The organism is Streptomyces sp. NPDC037100 (assembly GCF_055606225.1).
The window spans coordinates 36,787-61,109 of the sequence record NZ_JBVJSX010000002.1 but is presented as its reverse complement, the minus strand read 5'-3'; the positions used below and the strand labels follow the sequence as shown (position 1 = coordinate 61,109).

23 protein-coding genes are annotated in these 24,323 nt (G+C 70.9%); 10 read left to right on the top strand and 13 right to left on the bottom strand.

All coding sequences use genetic code 11. The features are described 5' to 3' along the window. Nucleotides 1-148: 148 nt before the first annotated feature. From ACZ7EG_RS05345 to mce, 7 genes are all read right to left on the bottom strand, one after another. Nucleotides 149-1,030, bottom strand: coding sequence for an ABC transporter permease (locus ACZ7EG_RS05345; RefSeq protein WP_471072651.1), 882 nt, complete (start codon nucleotides 1,028-1,030; stop codon nucleotides 149-151). Continuing rightward, nucleotides 1,027-2,433 (bottom strand): ABC transporter ATP-binding protein, encoded by a 1,407-nt coding sequence (locus tag ACZ7EG_RS05340; protein ID WP_471072648.1) that lies wholly within the window; start codon nucleotides 2,431-2,433, stop codon nucleotides 1,027-1,029. Before ACZ7EG_RS05340 ends, ACZ7EG_RS05345 begins: the two co-directional genes overlap by 4 nt. A gap of 122 nt (nucleotides 2,434-2,555) precedes the next feature. Continuing rightward, on the bottom strand, nucleotides 2,556-3,326 hold the full coding sequence (locus ACZ7EG_RS05335) for an ABC transporter permease (RefSeq protein WP_358292359.1): 771 nt from the start codon (nucleotides 3,324-3,326) through the stop codon (nucleotides 2,556-2,558). A 3-nt stretch (nucleotides 3,327-3,329) separates the two neighbouring features. Further along, nucleotides 3,330-4,298 (bottom strand): ABC transporter ATP-binding protein, encoded by a 969-nt coding sequence (locus ACZ7EG_RS05330; RefSeq protein WP_104788699.1) that lies wholly within the window; start codon nucleotides 4,296-4,298, stop codon nucleotides 3,330-3,332. Nucleotides 4,299-4,383: 85 nt separating this feature from the next. Beyond that, a complete protein-coding gene (locus ACZ7EG_RS05325; protein ID WP_184850054.1) occupies nucleotides 4,384-5,319 on the bottom strand; it encodes a coiled-coil domain-containing protein in 936 nt (311 codons plus the stop codon). Between the two features lie 195 nt (nucleotides 5,320-5,514). Continuing rightward, complete coding sequence (gene scy, locus ACZ7EG_RS05320) at nucleotides 5,515-9,462, bottom strand: polarized growth protein Scy (RefSeq protein WP_471072644.1); 3,948 nt, start codon at nucleotides 9,460-9,462, stop codon at nucleotides 5,515-5,517. A gap of 233 nt (nucleotides 9,463-9,695) precedes the next feature. Further along, a complete protein-coding gene (gene mce / locus ACZ7EG_RS05315; protein WP_471072641.1) occupies nucleotides 9,696-10,136 on the bottom strand; it encodes a methylmalonyl-CoA epimerase in 441 nt (146 codons plus the stop codon). Between the two features lie 148 nt (nucleotides 10,137-10,284). Between mce and ACZ7EG_RS05310 the strand changes: the two genes are divergently transcribed. After that, nucleotides 10,285-11,493, top strand: a complete 1,209-nt coding sequence (locus tag ACZ7EG_RS05310) for an acetyl-CoA C-acetyltransferase (protein ID WP_471072638.1) — start codon at nucleotides 10,285-10,287, stop codon at nucleotides 11,491-11,493. A 49-nt stretch (nucleotides 11,494-11,542) separates the two neighbouring features. After that, complete coding sequence (gene meaB, locus ACZ7EG_RS05305; RefSeq protein WP_471072635.1) at nucleotides 11,543-12,499, top strand: methylmalonyl Co-A mutase-associated GTPase MeaB; 957 nt, start codon at nucleotides 11,543-11,545, stop codon at nucleotides 12,497-12,499. A 595-nt stretch (nucleotides 12,500-13,094) separates the two neighbouring features. On the opposite strand, the gene ACZ7EG_RS05300 is transcribed toward meaB, so the two are convergent. Then, nucleotides 13,095-13,760, bottom strand: coding sequence for a PepSY domain-containing protein (locus tag ACZ7EG_RS05300; protein ID WP_471072631.1), 666 nt, complete (start codon nucleotides 13,758-13,760; stop codon nucleotides 13,095-13,097). Between the two features lie 116 nt (nucleotides 13,761-13,876). On the opposite strand from ACZ7EG_RS05300, the gene ACZ7EG_RS05295 reads away from it, so the two are divergent. Together ACZ7EG_RS05295 and ACZ7EG_RS05290 are read left to right on the top strand one after the other, a co-directional pair. Then, nucleotides 13,877-14,545, top strand: a complete 669-nt coding sequence (locus ACZ7EG_RS05295; RefSeq protein ID WP_471072628.1) for a response regulator transcription factor — start codon at nucleotides 13,877-13,879, stop codon at nucleotides 14,543-14,545. Further along, nucleotides 14,542-15,951 carry a sensor histidine kinase gene (locus ACZ7EG_RS05290; RefSeq protein WP_471072626.1) on the top strand — a complete coding sequence of 470 codons (1,410 nt, stop codon included), beginning with the start codon at nucleotides 14,542-14,544 and terminating at the stop codon, nucleotides 15,949-15,951. Before ACZ7EG_RS05295 ends, ACZ7EG_RS05290 begins: the two co-directional genes overlap by 4 nt. Before the next feature lie 14 nt (nucleotides 15,952-15,965). On the opposite strand, the gene ACZ7EG_RS05285 is transcribed toward ACZ7EG_RS05290, so the two are convergent. The 4 genes from ACZ7EG_RS05285 to ACZ7EG_RS05270 all read right to left on the bottom strand — a co-directional run bounded on the left by ACZ7EG_RS05285 (nucleotide 15,966) and on the right by ACZ7EG_RS05270 (nucleotide 18,640). Beyond that, nucleotides 15,966-16,442, bottom strand: a complete 477-nt coding sequence (locus ACZ7EG_RS05285) for a MarR family winged helix-turn-helix transcriptional regulator (protein WP_351636723.1) — start codon at nucleotides 16,440-16,442, stop codon at nucleotides 15,966-15,968. 116 nt (nucleotides 16,443-16,558) lie between these two features. Next, nucleotides 16,559-17,359 carry an AIM24 family protein gene (locus ACZ7EG_RS05280; protein WP_471072624.1) on the bottom strand — a complete coding sequence of 267 codons (801 nt, stop codon included), beginning with the start codon at nucleotides 17,357-17,359 and terminating at the stop codon, nucleotides 16,559-16,561. Beyond that, complete coding sequence (locus ACZ7EG_RS05275; protein ID WP_471072621.1) at nucleotides 17,356-18,006, bottom strand: AIM24 family protein; 651 nt, start codon at nucleotides 18,004-18,006, stop codon at nucleotides 17,356-17,358. Before ACZ7EG_RS05275 ends, ACZ7EG_RS05280 begins: the two co-directional genes overlap by 4 nt. A gap of 1 nt (nucleotide 18,007) precedes the next feature. Then, nucleotides 18,008-18,640: an AIM24 family protein gene (locus tag ACZ7EG_RS05270; protein WP_471074814.1), complete on the bottom strand. Its 633-nt coding sequence runs from the start codon at nucleotides 18,638-18,640 to the stop codon at nucleotides 18,008-18,010. A gap of 238 nt (nucleotides 18,641-18,878) precedes the next feature. On the opposite strand from ACZ7EG_RS05270, the gene ACZ7EG_RS05265 reads away from it, so the two are divergent. The 5 genes from ACZ7EG_RS05265 to ACZ7EG_RS05245 all read left to right on the top strand — a co-directional run bounded on the left by ACZ7EG_RS05265 (nucleotide 18,879) and on the right by ACZ7EG_RS05245 (nucleotide 22,314). Beyond that, nucleotides 18,879-19,223 (top strand): DUF3817 domain-containing protein, encoded by a 345-nt coding sequence (locus tag ACZ7EG_RS05265; RefSeq protein ID WP_471072618.1) that lies wholly within the window; start codon nucleotides 18,879-18,881, stop codon nucleotides 19,221-19,223. After that, the gene (locus tag ACZ7EG_RS05260) at nucleotides 19,220-19,513 is read left to right on the top strand and encodes an MTH1187 family thiamine-binding protein (protein ID WP_030854324.1); all 294 of its coding nucleotides are present in this window, start codon (nucleotides 19,220-19,222) and stop codon (nucleotides 19,511-19,513) included. Before ACZ7EG_RS05265 ends, ACZ7EG_RS05260 begins: the two co-directional genes overlap by 4 nt. A gap of 97 nt (nucleotides 19,514-19,610) precedes the next feature. Further along, on the top strand, nucleotides 19,611-20,120 hold the full coding sequence (locus tag ACZ7EG_RS05255) for a MarR family winged helix-turn-helix transcriptional regulator (RefSeq protein ID WP_351636730.1): 510 nt from the start codon (nucleotides 19,611-19,613) through the stop codon (nucleotides 20,118-20,120). Between the two features lie 43 nt (nucleotides 20,121-20,163). Next, a complete protein-coding gene (locus ACZ7EG_RS05250) occupies nucleotides 20,164-20,502 on the top strand; it encodes a DUF3817 domain-containing protein (protein WP_298555363.1) in 339 nt (112 codons plus the stop codon). A 111-nt stretch (nucleotides 20,503-20,613) separates the two neighbouring features. Further along, on the top strand, nucleotides 20,614-22,314 hold the full coding sequence (locus ACZ7EG_RS05245; protein WP_471072614.1) for an acyl-CoA mutase large subunit family protein: 1,701 nt from the start codon (nucleotides 20,614-20,616) through the stop codon (nucleotides 22,312-22,314). A 28-nt stretch (nucleotides 22,315-22,342) separates the two neighbouring features. Here ACZ7EG_RS05245 and ACZ7EG_RS05240 read toward each other — a convergent pair whose 3' ends face one another. Next, a complete protein-coding gene (locus tag ACZ7EG_RS05240) occupies nucleotides 22,343-22,954 on the bottom strand; it encodes a TetR/AcrR family transcriptional regulator (RefSeq protein WP_471072611.1) in 612 nt (203 codons plus the stop codon). 236 nt (nucleotides 22,955-23,190) lie between these two features. Between ACZ7EG_RS05240 and ACZ7EG_RS05235 the strand changes: the two genes are divergently transcribed. Then, a complete protein-coding gene (locus tag ACZ7EG_RS05235) occupies nucleotides 23,191-24,165 on the top strand; it encodes a tetratricopeptide repeat protein (RefSeq protein ID WP_471072608.1) in 975 nt (324 codons plus the stop codon). Nucleotides 24,166-24,323 lie beyond the last annotated feature (158 nt).

Here is a 24,323-nt window from a genome sequence, read left to right as displayed (position 1 = left end):
TCTGGGGGGGGGTCCTGCGTGGGGGGGCGGGGAGGAACCAGGGGGGTGTAGGGAAAAACCTCCATGGCAAAAGGTCCTGTGGAACATCAAGCACCCCCCCCCCAGGGGGGTGCGCCGGTCCCGTAACGCGCCGAGGTTCTGACCGGGCTCAGACGTCCCGCTTCTCCTGGAGCACGAAGGCGCCGGCGAACGCCACGGCCGTGACGCCGAGGATGATCCACAGCGGGTCCCATCCGGACGGGCCGGACTGGCTGAGGGAGTTGGCGTAGAAGACGCTGAGCTGGTTCGGGATCGAGTACTCGAACAGTGCGTCGCGCACGCCCTGCAGGGACTCCGAGAACATGAACAGCGCGATCACCAGGGGGGCCAGCACGGTGCCGATCATGATGGTGATGGCGCCCGCCGAGTGCCGGATGATCGAGCCGACGAGGAGCGAGAGCAGGCCGAGCAGCGCGATGTAGAGCGAGATGCCGACCGTGCCCTTCAGCCACTCACCTCCGGAGGGGGACTTGGCACCCTCGCCCTCCAGCATCGCCACGTGCAGGAAGGCGACGAGGGCCGCGGACACCAGCGTCACGACGAACGCGGTCAGGAAGAACACCACGGCCTTCGCCGCCAGCACCCTGCCCCGGCTCGGGCACGCGACCATCGTGGTGCGGATCATGCCGGTGCCGTACTCCGAGGCCGTGGTCAGCACGCCCAGCGTGATGATGCACATGCTGCCCAGCAGCAGCCCGAAGAAGCCCAGGCCGAGCGGGCTCTCGCCGCCCAGAGCCGGGTCGGATTCGGCCACCACCACGCCGGTCAGCGTGCCGATGCCGATGACGAGCAGGACGAACACGCCGAGCGTCCACATGGTGGAGCGCACCGACCTGATCTTCGTCCACTCGGACGCGATGGCGTGCCCGAGGTGCGTGCGCACGACCGGGATCGGCGAGGTGTAGCCGGGGCCGCCGGGGTGGGGGGCGGAACCGGGAGCCGCCTGCCAGGCGGGCGCGGCCTGCGGCATCTGGGACTGGGGGCTGCTCATCGGGCGTCCTCGGGCTTGGTCAGGTCGGAGGTCGGGGCGGCGGCGGGCGCGGACGGCGCGGCGGCCGGCTGGGACGCGGGCGGGGCGGCTGCCGGGGCCTGACCCGGGGCGCCCTGAGGCCCGGGCCGGGCGGAGCCCTGCGGAGCGCTCTGGGGCGCCGGCGTCACGGACGCGCCGGCCGGTCCGCCCGCCTCGCCCTGCGGAGCCTGCTGCGGGGCACCCTGGGGCGCAAGGGGCGTCTGGGGCGCGGGCTGGGCGTACGGGTTGGGGGTGCCCGGGCCGGAGGCGCCCTGGGCGGAGCCGTACGGGCCCGCCGGAGCCTGGCCCGGTGCGCCGCCCGGTGCGCCCTGCGGCGGGCCCGGGAAGGGCGCGCCGCCCTGCTGGGGAGGCGGCGGGGCGTACCAGCCCGGCTGGCCCTGCCCGGGCACCGGCATCGGCGGCTGCGCCCCGGGCGGCAGCGGCTGCTGGAGCCCTTCCTTCTGGTCGATGGTCGAGCGGTAGTCGACGGCGCCCTGCGTCATCCGCATGTAGGCCTCCTCCAGGGAGGCCTGGTGCGGCGACAGCTCCCACAGCCGTACGTCGGTGCCGTGCGCGATGTCGCTGATGCGGGGCAGCGGCAGCCCGGTCACGCGCAGCGCGCCGTCCTGCTCGGGCAGTACATGACCGCCCGCCTCGGTGAGCGCGGCCGACAGCTTCTCGCGCTGCTGCGGCTCGGTGTCGGGCGTCCGCACGCGCGCGAAGTCCGCCGAGTTCGCAGAGATGAAGTCGGTGATGCTCATGTCCGCGAGCAGCTGGCCGCGCCCGATGACGATGAGGTGGTCGGCGGTCAGCGCCATCTCGCTCATCAGGTGGGAGGAGACGAAGACCGTGCGGCCCTCCGCCGCCAGCGCCTTCATCAGGTTGCGCACCCAGAGGATGCCCTCGGGGTCGAGGCCGTTGACCGGTTCGTCGAACAGCAGCACCTGCGGGTCGCCGAGCAGCGCCGCGGCGATGCCGAGCCGCTGCCCCATGCCGAGGGAGAAGCCCTTGGACCGCTTCTTGGCCACGTCCTGCAGACCGACGACCCCGAGCACCTCGTCCACCCGCCGGGACGAGATGCCCGAGAGCTGGGCCAGGGACAGCAGGTGGTTGCGGGCGGACCGGCCGCCGTGCACCGCTTTGGCGTCCAGCAGGGCACCGACCTGCCGGGCGGCGTTGGGCAGTCTGCGGTATGGATAGCCGCCGATCGTCACCTGCCCGGCCGTCGGATTGTCCAGGCCGAGGATCATGCGCATCGTCGTCGACTTGCCCGAGCCGTTCGGCCCGAGGAAGCCGGTGACGGCTCCGGGCCGCACCTGGAAGGAAAGGTTGTACACAGCGGTCTTGTCGCCGTAGCGCTTCGTCAGGCCGACTGCTTCGATCATGCTCCGCACCCATCGCAAGGTTCAGGACAGCGGGGCACACGCCCCCGTAAGGGTTAGGAGGATATCGAGGCGCTGACGGTTCCTTCCAAGAGCAGGTAAAAGGTCACGCCACGCCTGTCCCCCTAGGCATCGCGCTTCTTCAGCAGCACGTAGCCGCCGACGAGCGCCGCGAGCACCCACAGCCCCATGATCCCGAGGCCGCCCCACGGTCCGTACGGAGTGTCGTCGTCGATCGGCGTGACCACCTGCATGATCTTGCTGCCCGCCTGGTCCGGAAGGAACCGGCCGACCTTCTTCGTCGCGTCGACGTTGCCCAGGATGTTGGAGATCAGGAAGAAGAACGGCATCAGGATGCCCAGCGACAGCATCGGCGAGCGCAGCATCGCGGCGACGCCCATGGAGAACATCGCGATCAGCGCCATGTAGAGGCCCCCGCCGAGCACGGCCCGCAGCACCCCCGGGTCGCCGATCTCCGCCCGGTGCGAGCCCAGCATCGCCTGCCCGAGGAAGAAGGCGGCGAAGCTGGTGACGAGGCCGACCAGGAGGGCGAGCCCACTGGCTACCGCGATCTTGCTGAACAGGAAGGAGCCGCGTTGCGGCACCGCGGCCAGCGAGGTGCGGATCATGCCGGTGCTGTACTCGTTCGACACGACCAGCACCCCGAAGACGATCATCGCGAGCTGACCGAGACTCATCCCCGCGAAACTGATGAACGTCGGGTCGAACTCCGCCCGGTCCTGCGCGTTCATCGAGTCGAACTCGTTCTTGGACAGCGCCGAGATCAGCATGCCGAGGGCGACCGTCACGACCACCACCAACGAGAGTGTCCACACCGTGGATGCCACCGACCGGATCTTGGTCCACTCCGACCGTACGACCTGCGTCACCGCCATGCCTCAGCCCCTCTTCCAGCCGTCGCCCCACTGCTGCCGCGGTGGCTCGGGGCTCGTCGCGCTCGTCCCGCTGTGTGCGTGGTACTCCACCGACTCCGCGGTCAGCCGCATGAACGCCTCCTCCAGCGAGGCCTGTTGCGGACTCAGCTCGTGCAGCGTGATCCGGTGCTGCGCCGCCAGCTCCCCGATGTGCTCGGCCTTGCCGCCGTCCACCTCCAGCACCCCGTCACCGCTCTCCACGGCCACGATCCCGGCCTGGTGCAGCACGTCGAGCAACCGCTCCCGCTGCGGACTGCGGACCCGGACGTAGCTGCGTGAGTTGCGGTCGATGAAGTCCGCCATGGAGGTGTCCGCGAGGAGCCGCCCCTGCCCGATCACGACGAGGTGCTCGGCCGTCAGGGCCATCTCGCTCATCAGATGGGAGGAGACGAACACGGTCCGGCCCTGCGCGGCGAGCGACTTCATCAGGGTGCGGATCCAGTGGATGCCCTCCGGGTCGAGGCCGTTGACCGGCTCGTCGAACATCAGGATCCGCGGGTCGCCGAGCAGCGCGGCGGCGATGCCGAGCCGCTGCCCCATGCCCATCGAGAAGCCCTTGGTCTTCTTCTTCGCGACCGCCGTCAGCCCGACCGTCTCCAGCACCTCCCGCACCCGGCTGCGCGGAATGCCGTTGCTCTGCGCGAGGCACAGCAGATGGTTGTAGGCGGTGCGCCCGCCGTGCCAGGCCTTGGCCTCCAGCAGGGCGCCGATGTACGTCAGCGGGTCCTTGAGCTGCGGGTAGTGCTTGCCGTCGATACGGACGTCGCCGGCGGTCGGATGGTCGAGACCGAGGATCATCCGCATGGTCGTCGACTTGCCCGCGCCGTTCGGCCCGAGGAAGCCGGTGACGATGCCCGGTCTGACAGTGAAGGACAGGTTGTTGACCGCCACCTTCTCGCCGTACCGCTTCGTCAGCCCCTCCAGCTCAATCATGCCGCCACGCTAGAGCGTGGCAAAGCCCTCTGCCACCCGAGCGGCAGAGGGCTTTGCGGAGGTTCAGACTCCGTATACCCCGGTGTTACCGGGACTGCTGGGCCGGGACCCCACGGGAGATCGGCTCGTCCTCGGCCGGCGTGCCGGCGGCGGCCACCGCGGCGCCCGTGAGCGTCGCGAGCATCTCGCGGACGTTCGTCAGCTGGGCGTTGATGCTGTCGCGGCGGTTGGTGAGGGCGGCCAGCTCGCGCTCGGATTCCGAACGGATGCGGTCGGCCTTGGCGTTGGCGTCGGCCACGATGTCCTCGGCCTGGCGCTGAGCCGTCTCCACCGTCTGGCGGGCGCGGCGCTCGGCGTCCGTGCGCAGCTTCTCGGCCTCCAGGCGCAGCTGCTCGGCGCGGTGCTCGATCTCGGCGAGGCGCTTCTCGGCCTTGGCCTGACGGGAGGCCAGGTCGCGCTCGGACTGCTCGCGGCGCTTGGCGAGGTTCGTCTCGAAGTCGGCGGCGGCCTGAGCGGCCTTGGCGCGGGTCTCCTCGAAGAGGGCGTCCGCCTCCTCACGCTTGGACTGCGCGTCCTTCTGCGCCTCGGAACGCAGCTGGGCGGCGTCACTCTTGGCCTTCTCGACGATCCGCAGGCCCTCGTCCTCGGCCTTCGCCTTGCGCTCCGCGGAGTACGACTCGGCGTCGTTGCGCACCTGCTGGGCCGCCGACTCGGCGAGCTCGCGGTGCTGCTCGGCGGCGCGCCGGGCCTCCTCGCGCAGGTCCTTCGCCTCCTCCTCGGCGAGGCGGAGGATCTTCTCCACGCGTGCGCCGAGACCCGCGTACGACGGCTCGGCGTCGGTGATCTGGGCCTGGGCGTTCTGCGTCTCGAGGTGGAGCTCTTCGATGCGCTTTTCCAGAGCGGTGATGCGGGCGAGAGCGCTGTCACGGTCGGAGACGAGCTTGGAGATACGTTCGTCCACCTGAGCGCGGTCGTACCCACGCCGCACAAGCTCGAAGCCGTAGGGGGAAGTGTCGCTCATGGGGTTCCTGTCGAATGAGACCGGTGAGGTGATAGGTGGAATCCTAGGGGCCGAAACGGTGTGTCATCGAGCGGATGCGCGTTTGATCTGGAAAATGAGACCCCTTTTGAGTGGCTAAGCGGCGGATCACTTGCCAAAACTTGGGCAAAGCCCCCGGATGGCCCCGGAATCGGGCTCCCTCGGCCTGGCCGGACGCTAGCCGTCCGAGGACTTGCCACCCGATCGGGGCGCGCCGACCGTCGCGCCCGCCTTGACTCCGCCGTCCTTGGAGCCGGCGGGTGCCTCGAAGGATTCCAACGCCTCCAGGACGTCCTGGACACGGGAGATCTCGGCGTTGATGTCCTCCCGGCGGCGGACCAGGACCTCCAGCTCGCGCTTGCCCTCCTCGACCGTGCGCTTGGCCTCGCGGATCGCCTCGGCCTTGAGCTCCTCGGCCTCCCGGACCAGCGTGGTCTTCTTCTGCTCGGCCTCCTTGAGCAGCCCCTCCGCCTTCTTCACCGCGGCGATACGGACCTTGCCCGCCTCGGAATTGGCCTCCGAGACGATCTCCTTCGCCTTGGCCTGCGCCTTCGCCAGCTGCTCCTCGGCCGCCTTGACGAGCGCGTCGCAGCGGTCGCCCGCCGACTTCATCGTCTCGGCCGACTCGCGGCGGGCCCGCTCGTGCAGCTCCTCGATCTCGGAGGTGATGCGGTCGCGCAGCTCCTCGGCACGCTCCCTTATCTGCGTGGCGTCCCGGCGCGCGCCCACCAGCAGCTCGTCGGCGTCCGTACGGGCCTTCTCCACCAGGGAGTTGCCCTCGACCGTCGCCTCGGACACCAGCCGGTCGGCCTCGGTGCGGGCCGCGCCCACCATCGTGTCGGCCTGCGACTCGGCCTCCGCGGTGGTCTTGTGCGCCTGCTGCTGCGCCTCGGTCAGCAGCTTGTCCGCCTCGGCCGTGGTCTCCGTGATGAGCTTGTCGACCTGCTCGGCCGCCTCGGAGCGCCGCTTGTTGGCGTCCTTGCGGGCCTCGTCCAGCGTGCGGTCGGCCTCCTCGCGCGCGGTGCCGACGAGCCGCTCCGCCTCCGCCTCCGCGTCGGTCTTGACACGCTCGGCCTCACGGCGGGTCCGCTCGGCGTGCTGCTGCGCCGAGCCGACCGTCTCGGCGGCCTCGGCCCGCAGCCGCTCCGCCTCGCCGGTGGCCTCCGCGACCAGCTGGTCGGCCTTGGCGACCGACTCGGCCCGCACTCGGTCGGCCTCCGTGGCCGCCTCGGACCGGACGCGCTCGGCCTCGGACAGGGCCTGGGTGCGGACCCGCTCGGCCTCGTTGACCGTCTCCATCCGCAGCCGGTCGGTCTCCTGGACCGTCTCGGTGGTGAGCCGCTCCGCCTCGTTGCGCGCCTCGGTGATGAGGGCGTCCGCCTGCGTCGCCGCGTCCGACCGGATGCGGTTGGCGTCCTCCCGGGCGTCCGCCCGGGTACGCGAGGCGCTCTGCTCCGCCTCGGCGATCGCGTCCGACGCCTCCGTGCGCACCCGCTGGGCGTGCTCGGCGACGTCCGTGCGGATCCGCTCCGCCTCCGCGATCGCCTCGGACATCGTCCGCTCGGCGAGCGCCTTGGCGGCCTCGGACTCCTCGTGTGCCTCGCGCCGCAGCCGGCTCGCGTCCTCGCTCGCCCGCTCCCGCTCGGCGTAGGCGTCGGAACGGACCCGGTCCGCCTCCTCCTGGGCCTCCCGGCGGGTACGGTCCGCCGCGTGCTCGGCGGCGGAGCGCAGGCCGGTGATCTCCTCCTGGGCCTGCTCGTGCAGCCCCGCGACGGAATCCCGGACCTGCTGGGCGTGCTGCTCGGCCGCCGACACCATCTCCGTGGCACGGCGGTCGGCCTCCTCGACCAGCCGTACGGCCTCGGTCTGGGCGTCCTCCACGCGCTTGCGCGCCGAGGCCAGCAGTTCCTCGCTCTGCTCGCGGGCCCGCTCGCGCTCCTGGTCGGCCTCCTGCCGGGCGCTGCCGAGAAGCTCCTCGGCCTCGCGGCGGCGGCGGTTGGCCTCCTCCTGGGCGGCGGCCAGCGTCTCCGACGCCTCCGCGGCGAGCCGCTCGGCGGCGGACTGCGCCTCCGCGCGCATCCGGTCGGCGCTCTCCTGCGCCTCCGACTTCAGCCGCTCGGCCTCGGTCGCCGCCTCCGAGCGCAGCCGCACGGCGACGGCCTCGCCCTCGGCACGCGCCGCGGACGCGTCCGACACGGCCTCGTCGCGCAGCCGCTCGGCCTCCGCCTCGGCCTGCTGCTGGAGCGTACGGATCCGCTCGGCCGCCTCGGCACGCAGCCGCTCGTTCTCCTCGGCGGCCTCGCGGCGGATCCGCGCGGCCTCCTCACGGGCGTCCGACAGAGCCCGTTCGGCGGCCGTCAGCCGCTCCTCCGCCTCCGTCTGGAGCCGGGTCAGCTCCTCGGCGGCCTCCGCACGACGGGCCTCTATGGCCCGCTCGGTCTCCTCGTGCAGCTCCCGCGCCGCGCGCTCGGCGTCCTGCTTGAGCGCCTCGGCCTGCTCGACGACCTCCTCGCGGTGCCGCTCGGCCTCCTGCCGGGTGCGCTGGAGGGTCTCCTCGGCCTGCCGGCGCAGGGTCGTCGCCCGCTCGATGGCCTCGGTGCGGACCTTCTCGCTGTCCGTCTGGGCCGTCGTACGCAGCTCGTCCGCGTCCGCCTTGGCCTTGGCGAGCAGCTCCTCGGCGGACTTCGCCGCCTCCTCGATCTGCGCCACGGCCTCCTTGCGGGCCTCGGCGCGGATCTTCTCGCCCTCGTCGACCGCGTCCGCCCGCAGCTGCTCGGCCTCGCCGCGCAGCCGGCGGGCCTCCTCCTGCAGCTCGACCGTCTTGGCGCGGTACTCCTTGGTGTCGTCCTTCGCCGCGCCCTTGAGCTGCTCGGCGATGTCGTGCGCCTCGGCCCGCAGCCGGTCCGCCTCGGCCTCGGCCTCGGAGCGGATCCGCTCGGCCTCCTCGGCGGCGGCCTTCGTGGTCTTCTTGGCGTCCTCCGACGCCTTGTTGAGGACCTCCTCGGCGGTCCTGGCCGCCTTGGACAGCTGGGTCGCGGTCTCCTCGGCGGTGAGTGTGCGGGCCTTCTCGGAGGCCTCCGCGACGATCTTCTCGGCCTCGGCCTTGGCGTCGGCGACGATCTGCTCGGCCTCGGACCTGGTGTTCTCGGCCTCCTTCGTGGCCTCCTCGACCAGCCGGGCGACCTGCTCCTTGGCGGTGCGCGTGCGCGTCTCGTTCGCCGACTCGGCGCTCGCCAGGGCCTTGGCGGCGGCCTCCTTGGCCTCCGTGACCAGCTTCTCCGACTCGGTCTGCGCCTTGCGCAGCGCCTCCTCGGCCTCGGCCATCCGCTGCTCGGCGGCCTTGCTCAGCTCCTGGGCCTCGCGGCGCGCCGACTCCGACTCGGTGACGGTCGACGTGCGCAGCTGCTCGGCGTGGTCGGTGGCCTCCTGCGCCTGCGTGGAGGCGGCGTTGAGCAGGCGCTCGGCGTCCGTGCGGGCGCGGCGCAGGATCTGCTCGGCCTCGGCGCGGGCCTCCTCGGCCGCACTCGTCAGCCGCTGCCGCGCCTCGGTCGCCAGCCGCTCGGCCTCCGCGCGGGCGGTGGCCAGGGCCTGCTCGGCCTCGGCCCGGGACTCCTCCAGCAGCCGGCGGGCCTGCTGCTCGGTGCGGGCCCGCAGCTGTTCGGCCCACGCCACGTTCTCGTTGACGTGCGACTCGACCGTCTGGCGGCGCTCGGACAGCTCCTGGTCCAGCTGCTGGCGGCGGGTCACCGCCTCCTGGTGCAGCTCCGCCTGGAGCCGGGCCGCCTGCTCGGCGTGCTCCTGGAGGATCCGCTGGGTCTGGGCCCGGGCCTCGCTCAGCTCCCGGTCGGCGTCCGCCCGGATCTGGTCGGCCTGCACCTGCGCGTTGCGGAGCAACTGCTCGGCCTGCCAGCCGATGTCGCCCCCCTCGAAGGAGGGCCGGGACATGATGGTGCGCCGCGCCTCGTGCAACTTGGCGCGCAGCACCTCGACCTGGTAGCCGAGGTCCTCGGCGTGCTGGATCGCCTTTTCCCGCTCGGTCTTCAGCCGCTTCATCTCGGCTTCGAACCGAGAGAGGTGGTCGACGTCAGCCGCCGGCTCTCGCTCCTGGCTCTCGTAGCCCCGCACTGCGCGGTCCCATCCGTCCCCTGGTCGCAACTCTTACCGAACGAGCTCCGTCCATACGCCGAACGGGGCCCCCGGGGAATGGTGTCAGATCATCGGCGGAGCAGAGGCTGCTGCCCCGACGCTCGTCCCCCGAAACCCGGACCCCGGTGGTCCTGCCGTCGCACGGCGGGACCGCGGTCACCCTGGACTGAGCGGCGACCGCCCCCAACCCTACCGGCCCCTATGTACGAGGGTCAGTGCTCAGGTGACTCAACAGGCGCCGAAGTGACCAGTTCTGTCAGTACGCCATGACAGTCCTTGGGGTGCAGGAAGGTGATCCGTGACCCCATGGAACCGATTCGCGGCTCTTCGTACAGCACGCGTACGCCCTTGCCCTTGATCTCCTCGGCGTCACCGTCGACATCTGCCGTACCGAAAGCGATGTGGTGGACGCCCTCCCCGTTCTTGGCGAGCCACTTCGCGACGGTGGAGTCCTCGCGGGTCGGCTCCAGGAGCTGCAGGTACGAGGCGCCGCCGTCGGACGTATCGTTGATCTTGAGCATGGCCTCGCGCACGCCCTGCTCCTCGTTGACCTCGGAGTGGAACACCTCGAAGCCGTAGGTGGCACGGTAGAACTCGACGGTCTTGTCGAGGTCGAAACAGGCGATTCCGATGTGGTCGATTCGCGTCAGCATGGATTCAGTGCAGCGCCCCCGAGGTGGTTACGCAACGTGCGCGCGATCACACCGACAGCCCGATGACGGCACGGAGTGCCACTCAGTACATTCGAAGTAAACCCTCGTTCACTCCTCGGCTGTGCAGTCGGTAAGGGGATCGCAGCTCATGTCTTCTGGAACTTCCGAAGCGAACAGCTCGGTGATCGTCGCGGGCGCGCGTACGCCCATGGGCCGGTTGCTCGGTTCGCTCAAGTCCTTCTCCGGAGCCGACCTCGGCGGCTTCGCGATCAAGGCCGCCCTCGACCGTGCGGGGATCGGTGGCGACCAGGTGCAGTACGTGATCATGGGGCAGGTGCTCCAGGCCGGTGCGGGGCAGATCCCGGCCCGTCAGGCCGCGGTCAAGGCCGGCATCCCGATGAACGTGCCCGCGCTGACCATCAACAAGGTGTGTCTGTCCGGTCTCGACGCCATCGCGCTCGCCGACCAGCTCATCCGTGCGGGTGAGTTCGACGTGGTCGTCGCCGGTGGCCAGGAGTCCATGACCAACGCCCCGCACCTGCTGCCGAAGTCCCGCGAGGGCTACAAGTACGGCGCCGTCGAGATGCTCGACGCCATGGCCCACGACGGTCTGACCGACTCCTTCGACGGTGTCGCCATGGGCGAGTCGACGGAGAAGCACAACACGCGCCTCGGCATCGCGCGGCCCGAGCAGGACGAGATCGCCGCGCTGTCGCACCAGCGGGCCGCCGCCGCCCAGAAGAACGGCCTGTTCGAGGCCGAGATCACGCCCGTCGAGATCCCGCAGCGCAAGGGCGACCCGGTGCTCTTCAGCAAGGACGAGGGCATCCGCGGTGACACGACCGCGGAGTCGCTCGGGAAGCTGCGTCCGGCGTTCGCCAAGGACGGCACGATCACGGCCGGTTCCGCCTCGCAGATCTCCGACGGTGCCGCCGCCGTCGTCGTGATGAGCAAGGCCAAGGCGCAGGAGCTCGGCCTGGAGTGGATCGCCGAGATCGGCTCGCACGGGAACGTGGCCGGGCCGGACAACTCGCTGCAGTCGCAGCCGTCCAACGCGATCCTGCACGCGCTGAAGAAGGAGGGCCTGGAGGTCTCGGACCTCGACCTCATCGAGATCAACGAGGCCTTCGCGGCCGTGGCCGTGCAGTCCATGAAGGACCTCGGAGTGTCCACCGAAAAGGTGAATGTCAACGGCGGCGCGATTGCCCTGGGTCACCCGATCGGGATGTCCGGCGCGCGTCTGGTGCTGCATCTCGCGCTGGAGCTGAAGCGGCGTGGGGGCGGCGTGGGTGCCGCCGCGCTGTGCGGTGGCGGCGGTCAGGGTGACGCGCTGATCGTGCGCGTGCCCAAGGCCTGAGTTTCGGTACGTCCCCCATCGGTACGTCCCTCGTCTGAACGGAGCTGTGATGCAGGACGTCTCCACCCTGGTGGCCCAGGCCAGGGAAGGCCGGCCGCGGGCCGTGGCCCGGCTGATCTCGCTGGTGGAGGGGGCGTCCCCGCAGCTGCGGGAGGTCATGGCGGCGCTCGCGCCGCTGACGGGTGGGGCGTACGTGGTGGGGCTGACCGGGTCGCCCGGGGTCGGCAAGTCGACGTCGACCTCGGCGCTGGTCAGCGCCTACCGCAAGCAGGGCAAGCGGGTCGGCGTGCTCGCCGTCGACCCGTCGTCCCCGTTCTCGGGCGGTGCGCTGCTCGGGGACCGGGTGCGGATGTCGGAGCACGCGTCCGACCCGGGCGTGTACATCCGGTCGATGGCGACGCGCGGGCATCTGGGCGGGCTGGCCTGGGCTGCCCCGCAGGCGATCCGGGTCCTGGACGCCGCCGGCTGTGACGTGATCCTGGTCGAGACGGTGGGCGTCGGGCAGTCGGAGGTGGAGATCGCCTCGCAGGCGGACACGTCCGTCGTGCTGCTCGCGCCGGGGATGGGCGACGGGATCCAGGCGGCCAAGGCCGGGATCCTGGAGATCGGCGACGTGTACGTCGTGAACAAGGCGGACCGGGACGGGGCGGATGCGACGGCCCGCGAGCTGAACCACATGCTGGGGCTGGGGGAGTCCCGGGGGCCGGGTGACTGGCGGCCGCCGATCGTGAAGACGGTCGCCGCGCGGGGCGAGGGCATCGACGAGGTCGTCGAAGCGCTGGAGAAGCACCGGGCCTGGACGGAGGAGCGGGGCGTTCTCGCGGAGCGGCGTCTGGCCCGGGCGTCGCGGGAGGTCGAGACGATCGCGGTGACGGCGCTGCGGGAGCGGATCGGGGACCTGCACGGAGACCGACGGCTCGGGGCGCTGGCGGAGCGGATCATCGCGGGCGAACTGGACCCCTACCGGGCGGCTGACGAGCTGGTGGCCGGGTTGACGGAGGGCTGAGACGGCTCCGGGTTCTCGCCGGGTGGGGGTGCGTGCTCGCTTCGCCTTCGCGTGAGGTGTGGGTCGGGGCCGCGCCGGGGGGTGTCCGTCCTCGGAACGGCGCGATGAGGTGCCACACCGACTGACTCCCCCTTGACGCGCCCACCGCCTTGACGCGCCAACCGCTGCGGGCGGCCCCCCCCGACACGGCCCCTCCTCGCCGTACGCGTGTGCGGGTCCGCCCAGCCGCGGGTAGGCGCAGCCGCCCAGCTGCGGGCATGCGTGCCGCCAGGGGCGGCACGGGTGGGCGCAGCGGCACCCCGTTCCGCCGGACTGCGGACCCACCCGGCCCCGGCACCGACGCAGCGGCAGCTCGCGGCGCACGGTTGCGGACCCACCCGGCCCCGGCCTCGGCACCGACGTAGCGGCAGCTCGCGGCGCACGGTTGCGGACTCACCCGGCCTCGGCACCGACGTAGCGGCGGCTCGCGGCGCACGGTTGCGGACCCACTCGGCCCCGGCACCGACGTAGCGGCGGCTCGCGGCGCACGGTTGCGGACCCACTCGGCCCCGGCGTCCGTGTGGACGCCGGGGCCGTGAAGAGGGGCAGCTGCTGATCAGTCCTGGTCGTCGGCGTCGTCCGCGTCGTCGTCCTGCGCGTCGGCGCGGTCCGCCGTGACCTTGCCCGAGGCGAGGTCGATCTTCCAGTCCTGCTCGGCGCCGCCGGACTTGCGGGTCTCGGCCTCCCAGGCCTTGTTCTTGCCGTCCTCGTCGAGGTCGACCGACGTCACGACACCCTTGCCGGCGGCAGCCTTCGCGGCCTCCTCGGCGGTCACCGACGAGCCCTTCAGAGCCGCCCGCACCTGCGCCGTGTCGTCCTCGTCGTCGGTGTGCGAGCCGAGGACCTTGCCGTTCGCCGGGTCGACGCTCACGCTGTGCCAGGTGTTGTCGCCCGACAGGACGTCGACCGTCCAGACGACCTTGCCGCTGTCGTCCTCGTCGTCCAGCTCGGCGGAGACCACCGTGCCCGAGGTGTGCTTCAGCGCGGAGGCGATGGCCGCGGACGCCGTGACGTCCGCGGAGGCGGCCCGGGCCGCGTCGTCGTCCCGGTCGTCGCGGTCGTCGCGGTCGTCGCGGTCGTCCTGCGCGTTCTTCGACAGCTGGGTGGTGGCCGCCTGCCGCGCCGAGCCCTGATCGCCTCCCGTGGTCGCGAGGGCCGTGGCCGTCCCGCCTCCGATCAGAGCGGCGGCGGTCACAGCGGCGATCACGATGTTGCGCTTCATGCGGATTCCTCCCGAGTCGTTTCGTTTTCGACGTCTTCGACTCTGGCTGACGGAGGCTGAGAGGAACCTGAAGCCCCCTGAAGGGATCTTCAGGTTCCCTTTGCCACTCTTTACCCATGCGCCTGTTGATCGTGGAGGACGAGAAGCGGCTGGCCCTGTCGCTCGCCAGGGGCCTGACGGCCGAGGGGTACGCCGTGGACGTCGTCCACGACGGACGGGAGGGGCTGTACCAGGCCTCGGAGGGCACATACGACCTGGTCATCCTCGACATCATGCTGCCCGGCCTCAACGGCTACCGGGTCTGCGCCGCCCTGCGCGCCGCCGGGCACGACGTGCCGATCCTGATGCTGACCGCCAAGGACGGCGAGTACGACGAGGCCGAGGGGCTCGACACCGGAGCGGACGACTATCTGACCAAGCCGTTCTCGTACGTCGTGCTCGTCGCCCGGGTCAAGGCGCTGCTGCGGCGGCGAGGGCAGGGGGCCGGGGCTTCACCCGTGCATGTGCACGGCGATCTGAAGGTGGACACCGCGGCGCGCCGGGTGTTCGTCGGTGAGGACGAGGTCACCCTCACCGCCAAGGAGTTCTCCGTGCTGGAGCAGCTCGTGCTGCGGGCCGGCGAGGTGGTGTCCAAGTCCGAGATCCTGGAGCACGTCTGGGACTTCGCGTACGAGGGCGATCCGAACATCGTCGAGGTGTACGTCAGCACGCTGCGGCGGAAGCTGCGGGCGGGGCTGATCCGGACCGTGCGCGGGGCCGGCTACCGGCTGGAGACGTCGCCGTGAGGCGGTTGTTCGGGTCCGTCCGGGCGCGGGCCACGCTGGGAGCGACCCTCGTGGTCGCGGTGGCGCTCGTCGCCGCCGGGGCCGCGGTGCTGCTGTCCCTGCGGTCCAACCTGATCGGGGAGGCCGGTACGCAGGCGGAGCGCTCCGCGCGGGCGGTCGCCTCCGAGCTCGCCGCCGGAACGCCGTACGACAAGCTCTCCGGGCTCGACGGCGACGACGGGCCGGTGCAGGTCCTGGACGAGCACAGGCGGCTCGTCGCGGCCAGTGAGGATCTGGAGAAGATCAGCGGGACCGACACCGCGCAGGTGAAGCCGCGGGCGGCGGCGAGTCCCACGGCTGATGGTGATGACGACTCCGAGGACGCGGGCGAGGCCCTCGAACCCGGTGAGATCTCCGGGGAGAGCGTCTTCAGCAACGGGTCCGCGACGATCGACGGCGACGCGGAGGACTATCGCTTCGCCGCCGTCGAGGTGGAGACCCACGACCGCGGGCACCTCAAGGTCTACGCCGGTTCCCCGCTGGCCGCCGAGCACGGGGCCGTGCGGAGCGCGCTGACGGTGATGCTGATCGGTTTCCCCCTGCTGCTCGGCGTCGTCGCGGCCGTGACCTGGCTGGTCACCCGGCGGGCCCTGCGGCCCGTGGAGGGGATCCGGCGCGAGATGGCCGCGATCACCCACTCCGAGGACCTCGCACGGCGCGTTCCGGAGCCGGACACGCACGACGAGGTCGCGCGGCTCGCCAGCACCACCAACGAGACGCTCGCGGCGCTGGAGACGTCCGTGGAGCGGCAGCGGAGGTTCGTCGCCGACGCCTCCCACGAACTGCGCAGTCCGATCGCCTCGCTGCGCACGCAGCTGGAGGTGGCCGCCGCGCACCCCGAGCTGCTGGACCTCGACGGGGCCGTGGAGGACACCGTCCGGTTGCAGCGGCTGGCGGCCGATCTGCTGCTGCTCGCCCGGCTCGACGCGGGGGAGCGGCCCAGCGACGCGAAGGTCGACCTCGCCGCACTGGCCCGGGAGCATGCCGAGGGGCGGACGGGTGTCACCGTGGACGCGGAGCCGGTGGAGGTGGCCGGATCACGGGGGCAGCTCGGGCGGGTGCTCGCCAATCTGCTCGACAACGCCCAGCGGCACGCCCGGTCGGCCGTCACCGTGACCGTGCGGCGTGAGGGTGACCGGGCCGTGGTCGGGGTGGCGGACGACGGTGACGGGGTGCCCGAGGACGACCGGGAGCGGATCTTCGAACGATTCGTCCGGCTGGACGCCGCCCGCAGCCGCGACGACGGCGGAGCCGGGCTGGGGCTCGCCATCGCCCGGGACGTCGCCGTCCGGCACCGCGGCACCCTCACGGCCGGGCGGGGGCCCGCAGGCGGAGCCCTGTTCGAACTCCGCCTGCCGCTCGTCTAGCCGGCCTTCGGCGGTTACGGGCGCCCGCGCTGGCCGCGCAGGTGCTCCGCGATGGGCTTGAGGCCCTTGTCGAGCTCGGTCAGGGCCTCGGGGGACAGCAGGTCGATGAAGTGCCTGCGCACGGACGCCACGTGGTGGGGCGCGACCTTCTGCATCGTCGCCATGCCGTGGTCGGTGAGGACCGCGTAGAGGCCCCGGCGGTCCGACTCGCAGTTCTCCCGCCGGACCAGGTTCGCGTTCTCCATGCGCGTGATCTGGTGCGAGAGGCGGCTCTTGGACTGGAGGGTGGCGGAGGCGAGATCGCTCATCCGCATCCTCTGGTCGGGGGACTCGGAGAGATTCACCAGGATCTCGTAGTCGTTCATTGTCAGGCCGAACGGCTGCAGGTCCTTCTCGAGCTGGTACGTCAACAGCCTGTTGACCTCCAGGTGGGTGCGCCAGGCGCACTGCTCCGCATCGGTCAGCCAGCGGGTGGCCGTCTCGGTCTCCATGAATGAAGTCTACCTAAAAAGTTGAAAGGCGAACTAGTGAGGGTTTTCGTGTGACAGCGCACACCTGCCGAACATGGGTGCGTAGGCGTTCGATGTCACACTCCGCAGACTACCGCTCACAGCCCGAAGCGACGCTGGAGGTCGCCCAGCTGTCCGGGAAGACGCGGTACGCCCGACTGCCCCGCCTGGGGGCTGTGCGCCCCGCCGCCGGGCACGCCGGCCTGGTGCGGAACGGTCCCCGTGACCTGCTCGGCCATCAGGGTCTCGGACGACTGGAGCAGCACCGTCCCGGCGCCCACGAACTCGAACTGGTGCTCCTCGCCGGAGGCGCCTCCGAGGCCCGTCAGCGCACGTAGACCGCCCATGACACCGGTCATGTACCCGTGGTCGTAGTGGTGGCACGGGGAGGGGCAGTCTGCCCAGCCGACCAGGGCCTGGGGGTCGACCCGGATCGGGGGTTCCATGAACACCACCGGTCCGTTCGACGCGGCCACGAACTTTCCGGTTCCGATGAGGGTCAGAAAACCCGGCACGATTGATTGCTTCAGTGCCAGAGTTGGCTGAAAAGCGAGCAGGTTGCCCGAGCGAATGGTCAGATTGCCGTCCTCGAGGTCGTACGAATTGACGTCGAAGGCCCGGTCGGCGAGGAGCATCTTGCCCGAGCCCTCCGCCACGACCCAGTCGCTCGCGTGCAGTGGCGAATGGAACGAAGTGCGCACGAGACGGTCCAGCCGGCCGTGTCCGACGCCGTTGAAGTCGATCGAGCCGTAGTAGGCGATCATCTTCCCCTTCTGCAGGAACCACTGGCTCCCCTTGAGCTCCACGCAGAAGGTGTAGGGATTGACGTTGTCGTCCGGAGGCAGCGTCGACGGGTCGAAGACCGCGGGGCCGGCGCCCGGGGTTCCGTAGGTGCTCACAGCTTCTCCTCCGACGCCTGGACGTACACCGCACCGCTGCCGCTGAGCTCCAGCTGGAAGGCCTCGCCCGAGCCGCGGCCCACCATGTCCCGCCAGCCCAGCGCCGTGGACAGCTTGTTGCGGACGTCACCGTGGTGGGCGACGTAGGCCTGCGGGTCCACATGGACCGGCCGCTGCGGGCTGATCGGGATCTCGATGACGCCGCCGTGCGCCATGACCGCGACGGCCCCGTGCCCCTTCAGCGTCGTCGTGAACAGCCCCTGGCCGCTGACCTGGCCCCGCACCATGCCCATGACGCCGCCCTGCGAGCCCAGGAACATCGTGCCCTGCTGGAGCGAGCCCTCGAAGGCCAGGAGACGGTCCGCCTCCACGTACAGCGTGTCGCCGGTCAGCCGGATCACCTGGATGTGGTGCCCGCCGTGCCCGAAGAGGACCGTGCCGCTGCCCTCGACGGTCATCAGGGGCGTGTCCTCGTCGGCGACCCGGCGGCCGATCATCGACATGATCCCGCCCTGGCCGCCCGCCATGTTGGGCGTGAACGACACCTCGCCCTTGTACGCGAGCATCGCCCCGCGCTGACTGAACAGCCGCTGCCCCGGCACGACCGTCGCCTCGACCATCTTCGCGTTGATCTCCCGGAAGGCCATGTCACACGTCCCCCGCGATCGTGTTCCGCTCGCTCGGCTGCACGTACACCAGCCCGTCCCCCTCGAAGCGCATCTGGAACGCCTCGCCGCCGCCCTCCCCGAGCAGCGTGCGGAACGTCACACCGGACTGGAAGGACTGCCGCAGATTCCCCTGGTGCGCCACGTACGCCCCCGGGTCGACGGTCAGCGGATACTGCGCGCTCACCCTCAGCACCACCGCCGGGCCGTCCGACATGATCGCCGCCTGGCCGTGGCCCTCGACGGTCGTCGTGAACAGCCCGTTGCCCTGCGAGGCGCCGCGCAGGCCGGTGAACTCCGTGCCCGTGCGCAGCCCGCCGTCGGTCGCGAGCAGATTGCTCGACTCGACGTAGAGCTTGTCGCCCTGGACGCCGACCAGGTTTATCTCGGAGGCGCGGTCCGCGAACCAGCAGGTCCCGTGCCCCTTCACCTCCATCAACGTCATCTGCTCACCGGTCAGCCGCCGGGTCACCATTCCCCGGATCCCCTCGCCGCCGCCGCTGAGCTTCTTGAAGGCCATCTCCCCGTCGTACGCGACCATCGAGCCGTTCTTCGCCTTGACGGCGTCTCCGGTCATGTCGACGGCGAGCACCTTGCTGGTCTGAAGTCGGAACATCGCCACGAAAGGGAAAGGTAGCCGCAGGCCGGGCCCCGCGGACAGGGCCCGTGGGCGGAGATCGACCCTGACCGCACCCCGAGGGGCCGTCGATGACAGGAGCCGGACCCCCGGCCGGAGGACCCGCGGCGGTTTGCCACAATGGGCGGGACGCTTGTGCGCGCGTTCACAAACCGTCGGACCCGCACGAGCCGTCCTGATCGACCTACCGCCGTGTTACTCCCACCGAAGGTGACCCGTGGACCTCAAGACCGCCACCGCCATCCGCCGCCTCCGCCTGGTATCGGCCCCCGAGGCCATCTCCTTCCTGCTCCTGCTGGTCTGCTCGGTGCTGAAGCGGACCACGGAGTTCAACGCCGTGCCGGTGATGGGGGCGGTGCACGGAGCGCTGTTCGTCCTCTACGTCATCTTCTGGGCGGACGCGTGGAACCGTGCGAAGTGGTCGCTGAAGACCGCCGCGCTGTACTTCGTCCTCTCGGTGCTGCCCGCCGGCGGGTTCTTCGCCGAGCGCAGGCTCCGGCGTGAGGCCGAGGACGCGGTCATTGCCTCCCGCGCGCGCCAGGAGGGAGTGGTGGGCGCATGATCGTCGCCTTCTCCGTGACGCCGCTCGGGGTGGGCGAGGACGTGGGGGAGTACGTCGCCGACGCCGTGCGGGTGGTGCGCGAGTCCGGGCTGCCGAACCGCACCGACGCGATGTTCACCTCCGTCGAAGGGGAGTGGGACGAAGTGATGGACGTCGTCCGGCGCGCGGTCGCCGCGGTCGAGCGACGTGCGCCCCGTGTCTCCCTCGTCCTCAAGGCGGACATCCGCCCCGGCGTGACGGACGGCCTCACGTCCAAGGTGGAGACCGTGGAGCGGCATCTCGCCGAGTAGCAGCCGGAAGCAGCGGCCCGCGTACCCGCACCGATACCCGCGCCCGAAGGACGAGACGGGGCTGACCACCATGTGACCGGCCGGTAAGGTCGGGTTCGTGCCGAAGCCGCTCAGTCTCTCCTTCGATCCGATCGCGCGTGCCGACGAACGCTGGAAGCAGCGCTGGGGGAACGTGCCGTCCATGGCCGCGATCACCTCGATCATGCGCGCCCAGCAGATCCTCCTCGCCGAGGTCGACGCGGTGGTCAGGCCGTACGGGCTGACGTTCGCGCGCTACGAGGCGCTGGTGCTGCTCACCTTCTCCAAGTCCGGCGAGCTGCCGATGTCCAAGATCGGTGAACGGCTCATGGTGCACCCCACCTCCGTGACGAACACCGTGGACCGGCTGGTGAAGTCGGGTCTGGTCGCCAAACGGCCCAACCCGAACGACGGCCGCGGCACCCTCGCCAGCATCACCGGCAAGGGCCGCGAGGTCGTCGAGTCGGCCACCCGCGACCTGATGGCGATGGACTTCGGACTCGGTGTCTACGACGCCGAGGAGTGCGCGGAGATCTTCGCGATGCTGCGGCCGCTGCGCGTCGCGGCGGGCGACTTCGAGGAGGAGTGACCCGGGGCAAGATCTCCCGGAACGGGTCGTTACGCTCGACGGCATGAAGAAGAGCGTGCTGACCCGCTATCGGGTCATGGCCTACGTCACCGGTGTGCTGCTCGTCGCGCTGACCCTCGGCATGGTCGGCAAGTACGTCCTGGACCTGGGCGGCGCGGCTGATTTCACCCAGGTGGTCAGCATCGCGCACGGCTGGCTGTACGTCGTGTACCTGATCTTCGCCTTCGACCTCGGTTCCAAGGCGAAGTGGCCGGTCAAGAAGCAGCTGTGGGTGCTGCTGGCCGGCACGATCCCCACGGCCGCGTTCTTCGTCGAGCGCAGGATCAGCCACGAGCTGGAGGGGAAGCTCGCCGAGGACGCGCCCGCGCCGGTCAAGGCCTAGGCGCCCTCGGGGCCGCCGCACGCACGCGTGCGGCGGTCGCTCTCACCCGTTCGCCAGGTCATTCCCGTCAGCCATCGACATTTACTAGGACGTCCAAGTAAATTCGAGGGTATGGACGCTGACGCCATCGACGAGGGCCGCCGCCGCTGGCAGGCCCGGTACGACGCCGCACGCAAGCGCGAGGCCGACTTCACCACGCTCTCCGGCGACCCCGTGGAGCCGGTGTACGGGCCCCGGCCGGGTGACACGTACGAGGGGTTCGACCGGATCGGCTGGCCGGGGGAGTACCCCTTCACCCGTGGCCTGTACGCGACGGGCTACCGGGGGCGGACGTGGACCATCCGGCAGTTCGCCGGGTTCGGCAACGCCGAGCAGACCAACGAGCGCTACAAGATGATCCTCCGCAACGGCGGAGGCGGGCTCTCGGTCGCCTTCGACATGCCGACGCTCATGGGCCGCGACTCCGACGACCCGCGCTCGCTGGGAGAGGTCGGGCACTGCGGGGTCGCCATCGACTCGGCGGCCGACATGGAGGTCCTGTTCAAGGACATCCCGCTCGGTGACGTCACGACGTCGATGACCATCAGCGGTCCGGCCGTCCCCGTCTTCTGCATGTACCTGGTCGCCGCCGAACGGCAGGGCGTCGACCCGTCCGTCCTCAACGGCACGCTCCAGACGGACATCTTCAAGGAGTACATCGCCCAGAAGGAGTGGCTCTTCCAGCCCGAGCCGCATCTGCGGCTCATCGGCGACCTCATGGAGTACTGCGCGGCCGGTATCCCCGCCTACAAGCCGCTGTCCGTCTCCGGCTACCACATCCGCGAGGCCGGCTCGACGGCCGCGCAGGAGCTGGCGTACACCTTGGCGGACGGGTTCGGGTACGTCGAGCTGGGCCTGTCGCGCGGGCTGGACGTGGACGTCTTCGCCCCCGGCCTGTCCTTCTTCTTCGACGCGCACGTCGACTTCTTCGAGGAGATCGCCAAGTTCCGCGCGGCGCGCCGCATCTGGGCCCGCTGGATGCGCGACGTCTACGGCGCGAAGTCCGAGAAGGCGCAGTGGCTGCGGTTCCACACACAGACCGCGGGCGTCTCCCTCACCGCGCAGCAGCCGTACAACAACGTCGTGCGGACGGCCGTGGAGGCGCTGGCGGCCGTGCTCGGCGGGACGAACTCGCTGCACACCAACGCGCTCGACGAGACCCTCGCCCTGCCGAGCGAGCAGGCCGCGGAGATCGCGCTGCGCACGCAGCAGGTGCTGATGGAGGAGACCGGGGTCGCCAACGTGGCCGACCCGCTGGGCGGTTCCTGGTACGTCGAGCAGCTGACCGACCGCATCGAGGCGGACGCGGAGAAGATCTTCGACCAGATCAAGGAGCGCGGCCTGCGGGCGCACCCCGACGGGCAGCACCCGATCGGCCCGATCACCTCCGGGATCCTGCGCGGGATCGAGGACGGCTGGTTCACCGGGGAGATCGCCGAGTCGGCGTTCCGGTACCAGCAGGCGCTGGAGAAGGGCGACAAGAGGGTCGTCGGCGTGAACTGTCACGACGGGTCGGTGACCGGGGACCTGGAGATCCTGCGGGTCAGCCACGAGGTGGAGCGCGAGCAGGTCCGCGCGCTCGGCGGGCGCAGGACGGCCCGTGACGACGCCGCGGTGCGCAGCGCGCTCGACGCCATGCTGGCCGCCGCCCGCGGCGGCGCCAACATGATCGAGCCGATGCTGGACGCGGTACGGGCGGAGGCCACGCTCGGTGAGATCTGCGGCGTGCTGCGGGACGAGTGGGGGGTGTACACCGAGCCGGCCGGGTTCTGACCCGGGGTCCGCCGTCCAAGGACGCGTCCTAGCCGCCCAGCCCGTGGAGCAACACCCTGGTGAAGCCGCGGACCCATTCCCCGTCCGCCGGTTCCGCGCTCACCAGGGTGCGGTGGACCACCGCACCCGCCACCATGTCGAAGATCAGGTCGACCGTGCGGTCGGCCGAGGCGGGGTCCGGTTCCGGGGGGAGTTCGCCGCGGGCCTGGGCCCGGGCGCGGCCCTCCAGGACCAGGCGCTTCTGGCGGTCGACGACCGAGGCCCGGATGCGTTCGCGCAGCGCCTCGTCGCGGGTGGCTTCCGCCACCACCGCCATCAGGCCGCTCTTCGCCTCCGGAAGAGCCAGGATCGTGGCGAACTGCAGGACCACACCCTCGATGTCGGCGGCCAGGGAGCCGCGGTCGGGGAGTTCCAGCTCGTCGAAGAGTTCCGCGACCGCGTCGACGACCAGTTCGTTCTTGCCCGCCCAGCGGCGGTAGAGCGTGGTTTTCGCAACCCCGGCGCGCGTCGCGACGTCTCCGAGGGTGAGCTTGGACCAGCCGAGTTCCACGAGCGCCTCGCGCGTCGCGGCCAGGATCGCGGCGTCCGCCGTGGCGCTGCGCGGACGCCCGGTGCGGCTGGCTGGGCTGCGGCTCTGCATCTCCCGACCATAAACCGGCGGTTCCCGTGGGTCGCCGTGAGGGAGATCACCGGGGGGTGGTGTCCCGGCGGGGCGGTGTGGCATTACGCTACGACTCGTAGCGAAAGCCCGTGAGGGACGTACACGGGCCTCGGTACACCCGGCGTGGGGTGGGGACCCGGCGCCGAAAGGCACGGACCGGCCTTGCTTTCACACCGTTTTTCACACGCGCGCGCAGTACGGGGGAGGATAGACGCATGCAGCCACGGAACATGTCCATGAGCGGAGTCGTCGACCTCGCCGCGGTGAAGGCGGCCCAGGAGGCCAAGGCGAAGGCGGAGCAGGCGCGCGCGCAAGCAGCCCGGGAGGGCGGGGCGGGGGCGATCTCCCCGGCCGATCTCGTCATCGACGTCGATGAGGCAGGGTTCGAGAGGGACGTCCTGCAGCGTTCCGCCGAGGTCCCCGTCGTCATCGACTTCTGGGCCGAGTGGTGCGAGCCCTGCAAGCAGCTCAGCCCGGTCCTGGAGCGGCTGGCCGTCGAGTACAACGGCCGCTTCCTGCTCGCCAAGGTCGACGTCGACGCCAACCAGATGCTGATGCAGCAGTTCGGCATCCAGGGAATCCCCGCGGTGTTCGCGGTCGTCGCGGGGCAGGCGCTGCCGCTCTTCCAGGGAGCGGCGGGCGAGGCGCAGATCCGCCAGACCCTCGACCAGCTGGTGCAGGTCGGCGAGCAGCGCTTCGGCCTGACCGGTCTCACCGTCGACCCCGAGGCCGTGCCGGGCGGTGCCCCGGCGGCTCCCGAGCGGCCGGCCGGCCCGCACGACGGGCTCCTCGAAGCAGCGGTGCAGGCGCTGGACTCGGGCGATCTGTCCGGTGCCGTCCAGGCGTACAAGAACGTGCTGAACGAGGACCCGGGCAACGAGGAGGCCAAACTGGGTCTCGCGCAGGCCGAGTTGCTCCAGCGGGTGCAGGGCGTCGACCCGCAGCAGGTGCGCCGGGACGCGGCCGACAAGCCGGCCGATGTGCAGGCGCAGATCGCCGCCGCCGATCTGGATCTGGTGGGCGGCCATGTCGAGGACGCGTTCGGCCGGCTCATCGAGACCGTGCAGCGCACGGTGGGTGACGACCGGGACACCGTGCGGATGCGACTGCTGGAGCTGTTCGAGGTCGTCGGGCCCGACGATCCCCGCGTGATCGCGGCGCGCAGGGCCCTGGCGCGCGCCCTGTTCTGACCAGTCGTTAAACATGCGGGCATGTGGTGCCCGCGTGAAAAGTTTGCCGACAGCAGGTCACTGCGGCCGCGCTTTACCAAAACTTGGTAATCGCGGCCGCTGTTACTAGGAGTAAGTCACGGGCGTTGATCTGTCGGATTCTGTCCATCGATCAACAG

Excerpts from the sequence above, each read along its gene's own strand:
- ACZ7EG_RS05285 (WP_351636723.1), bottom strand. The coding sequence starts at position 16,442 with ATGGAGACCGAGACGGCCACCCGCTGGCTGACCGATGCGGAGCAGTGC.
- ACZ7EG_RS05260 (WP_030854324.1), top strand. The coding sequence starts at position 19,220 with ATGATCGTCGCCTTCTCCGTGACGCCGCTCGGGGTGGGCGAGGACGTG.
- ACZ7EG_RS05295 (WP_471072628.1), top strand. The coding sequence starts at position 13,877 with ATGCGCCTGTTGATCGTGGAGGACGAGAAGCGGCTGGCCCTGTCGCTC.
- ACZ7EG_RS05275 (WP_471072621.1), bottom strand. The coding sequence starts at position 18,006 with ATGGCCTTCCGGGAGATCAACGCGAAGATGGTCGAGGCGACGGTCGTG.
- ACZ7EG_RS05340 (WP_471072648.1), bottom strand. The coding sequence starts at position 2,433 with ATGATCGAAGCAGTCGGCCTGACGAAGCGCTACGGCGACAAGACCGCT.
- ACZ7EG_RS05300 (WP_471072631.1), bottom strand. The coding sequence starts at position 13,760 with ATGAAGCGCAACATCGTGATCGCCGCTGTGACCGCCGCCGCTCTGATC.
- ACZ7EG_RS05345 (WP_471072651.1), bottom strand. The coding sequence starts at position 1,030 with ATGAGCAGCCCCCAGTCCCAGATGCCGCAGGCCGCGCCCGCCTGGCAG.
- ACZ7EG_RS05325 (WP_184850054.1), bottom strand. The coding sequence starts at position 5,319 with ATGAGCGACACTTCCCCCTACGGCTTCGAGCTTGTGCGGCGTGGGTAC.
- ACZ7EG_RS05235 (WP_471072608.1), top strand. The coding sequence starts at position 23,191 with ATGCAGCCACGGAACATGTCCATGAGCGGAGTCGTCGACCTCGCCGCG.
- ACZ7EG_RS05245 (WP_471072614.1), top strand. The coding sequence starts at position 20,614 with ATGGACGCTGACGCCATCGACGAGGGCCGCCGCCGCTGGCAGGCCCGG.
- ACZ7EG_RS05310 (WP_471072638.1), top strand. The coding sequence starts at position 10,285 with ATGTCTTCTGGAACTTCCGAAGCGAACAGCTCGGTGATCGTCGCGGGC.
- ACZ7EG_RS05330 (WP_104788699.1), bottom strand. The coding sequence starts at position 4,298 with ATGATTGAGCTGGAGGGGCTGACGAAGCGGTACGGCGAGAAGGTGGCG.
- ACZ7EG_RS05240 (WP_471072611.1), bottom strand. The coding sequence starts at position 22,954 with ATGCAGAGCCGCAGCCCAGCCAGCCGCACCGGGCGTCCGCGCAGCGCC.
- mce (WP_471072641.1), bottom strand. The coding sequence starts at position 10,136 with ATGCTGACGCGAATCGACCACATCGGAATCGCCTGTTTCGACCTCGAC.
- ACZ7EG_RS05250 (WP_298555363.1), top strand. The coding sequence starts at position 20,164 with ATGAAGAAGAGCGTGCTGACCCGCTATCGGGTCATGGCCTACGTCACC.
- meaB (WP_471072635.1), top strand. The coding sequence starts at position 11,543 with ATGCAGGACGTCTCCACCCTGGTGGCCCAGGCCAGGGAAGGCCGGCCG.
- ACZ7EG_RS05335 (WP_358292359.1), bottom strand. The coding sequence starts at position 3,326 with ATGGCGGTGACGCAGGTCGTACGGTCGGAGTGGACCAAGATCCGGTCG.
- ACZ7EG_RS05270 (WP_471074814.1), bottom strand. The coding sequence starts at position 18,640 with ATGTTCCGACTTCAGACCAGCAAGGTGCTCGCCGTCGACATGACCGGA.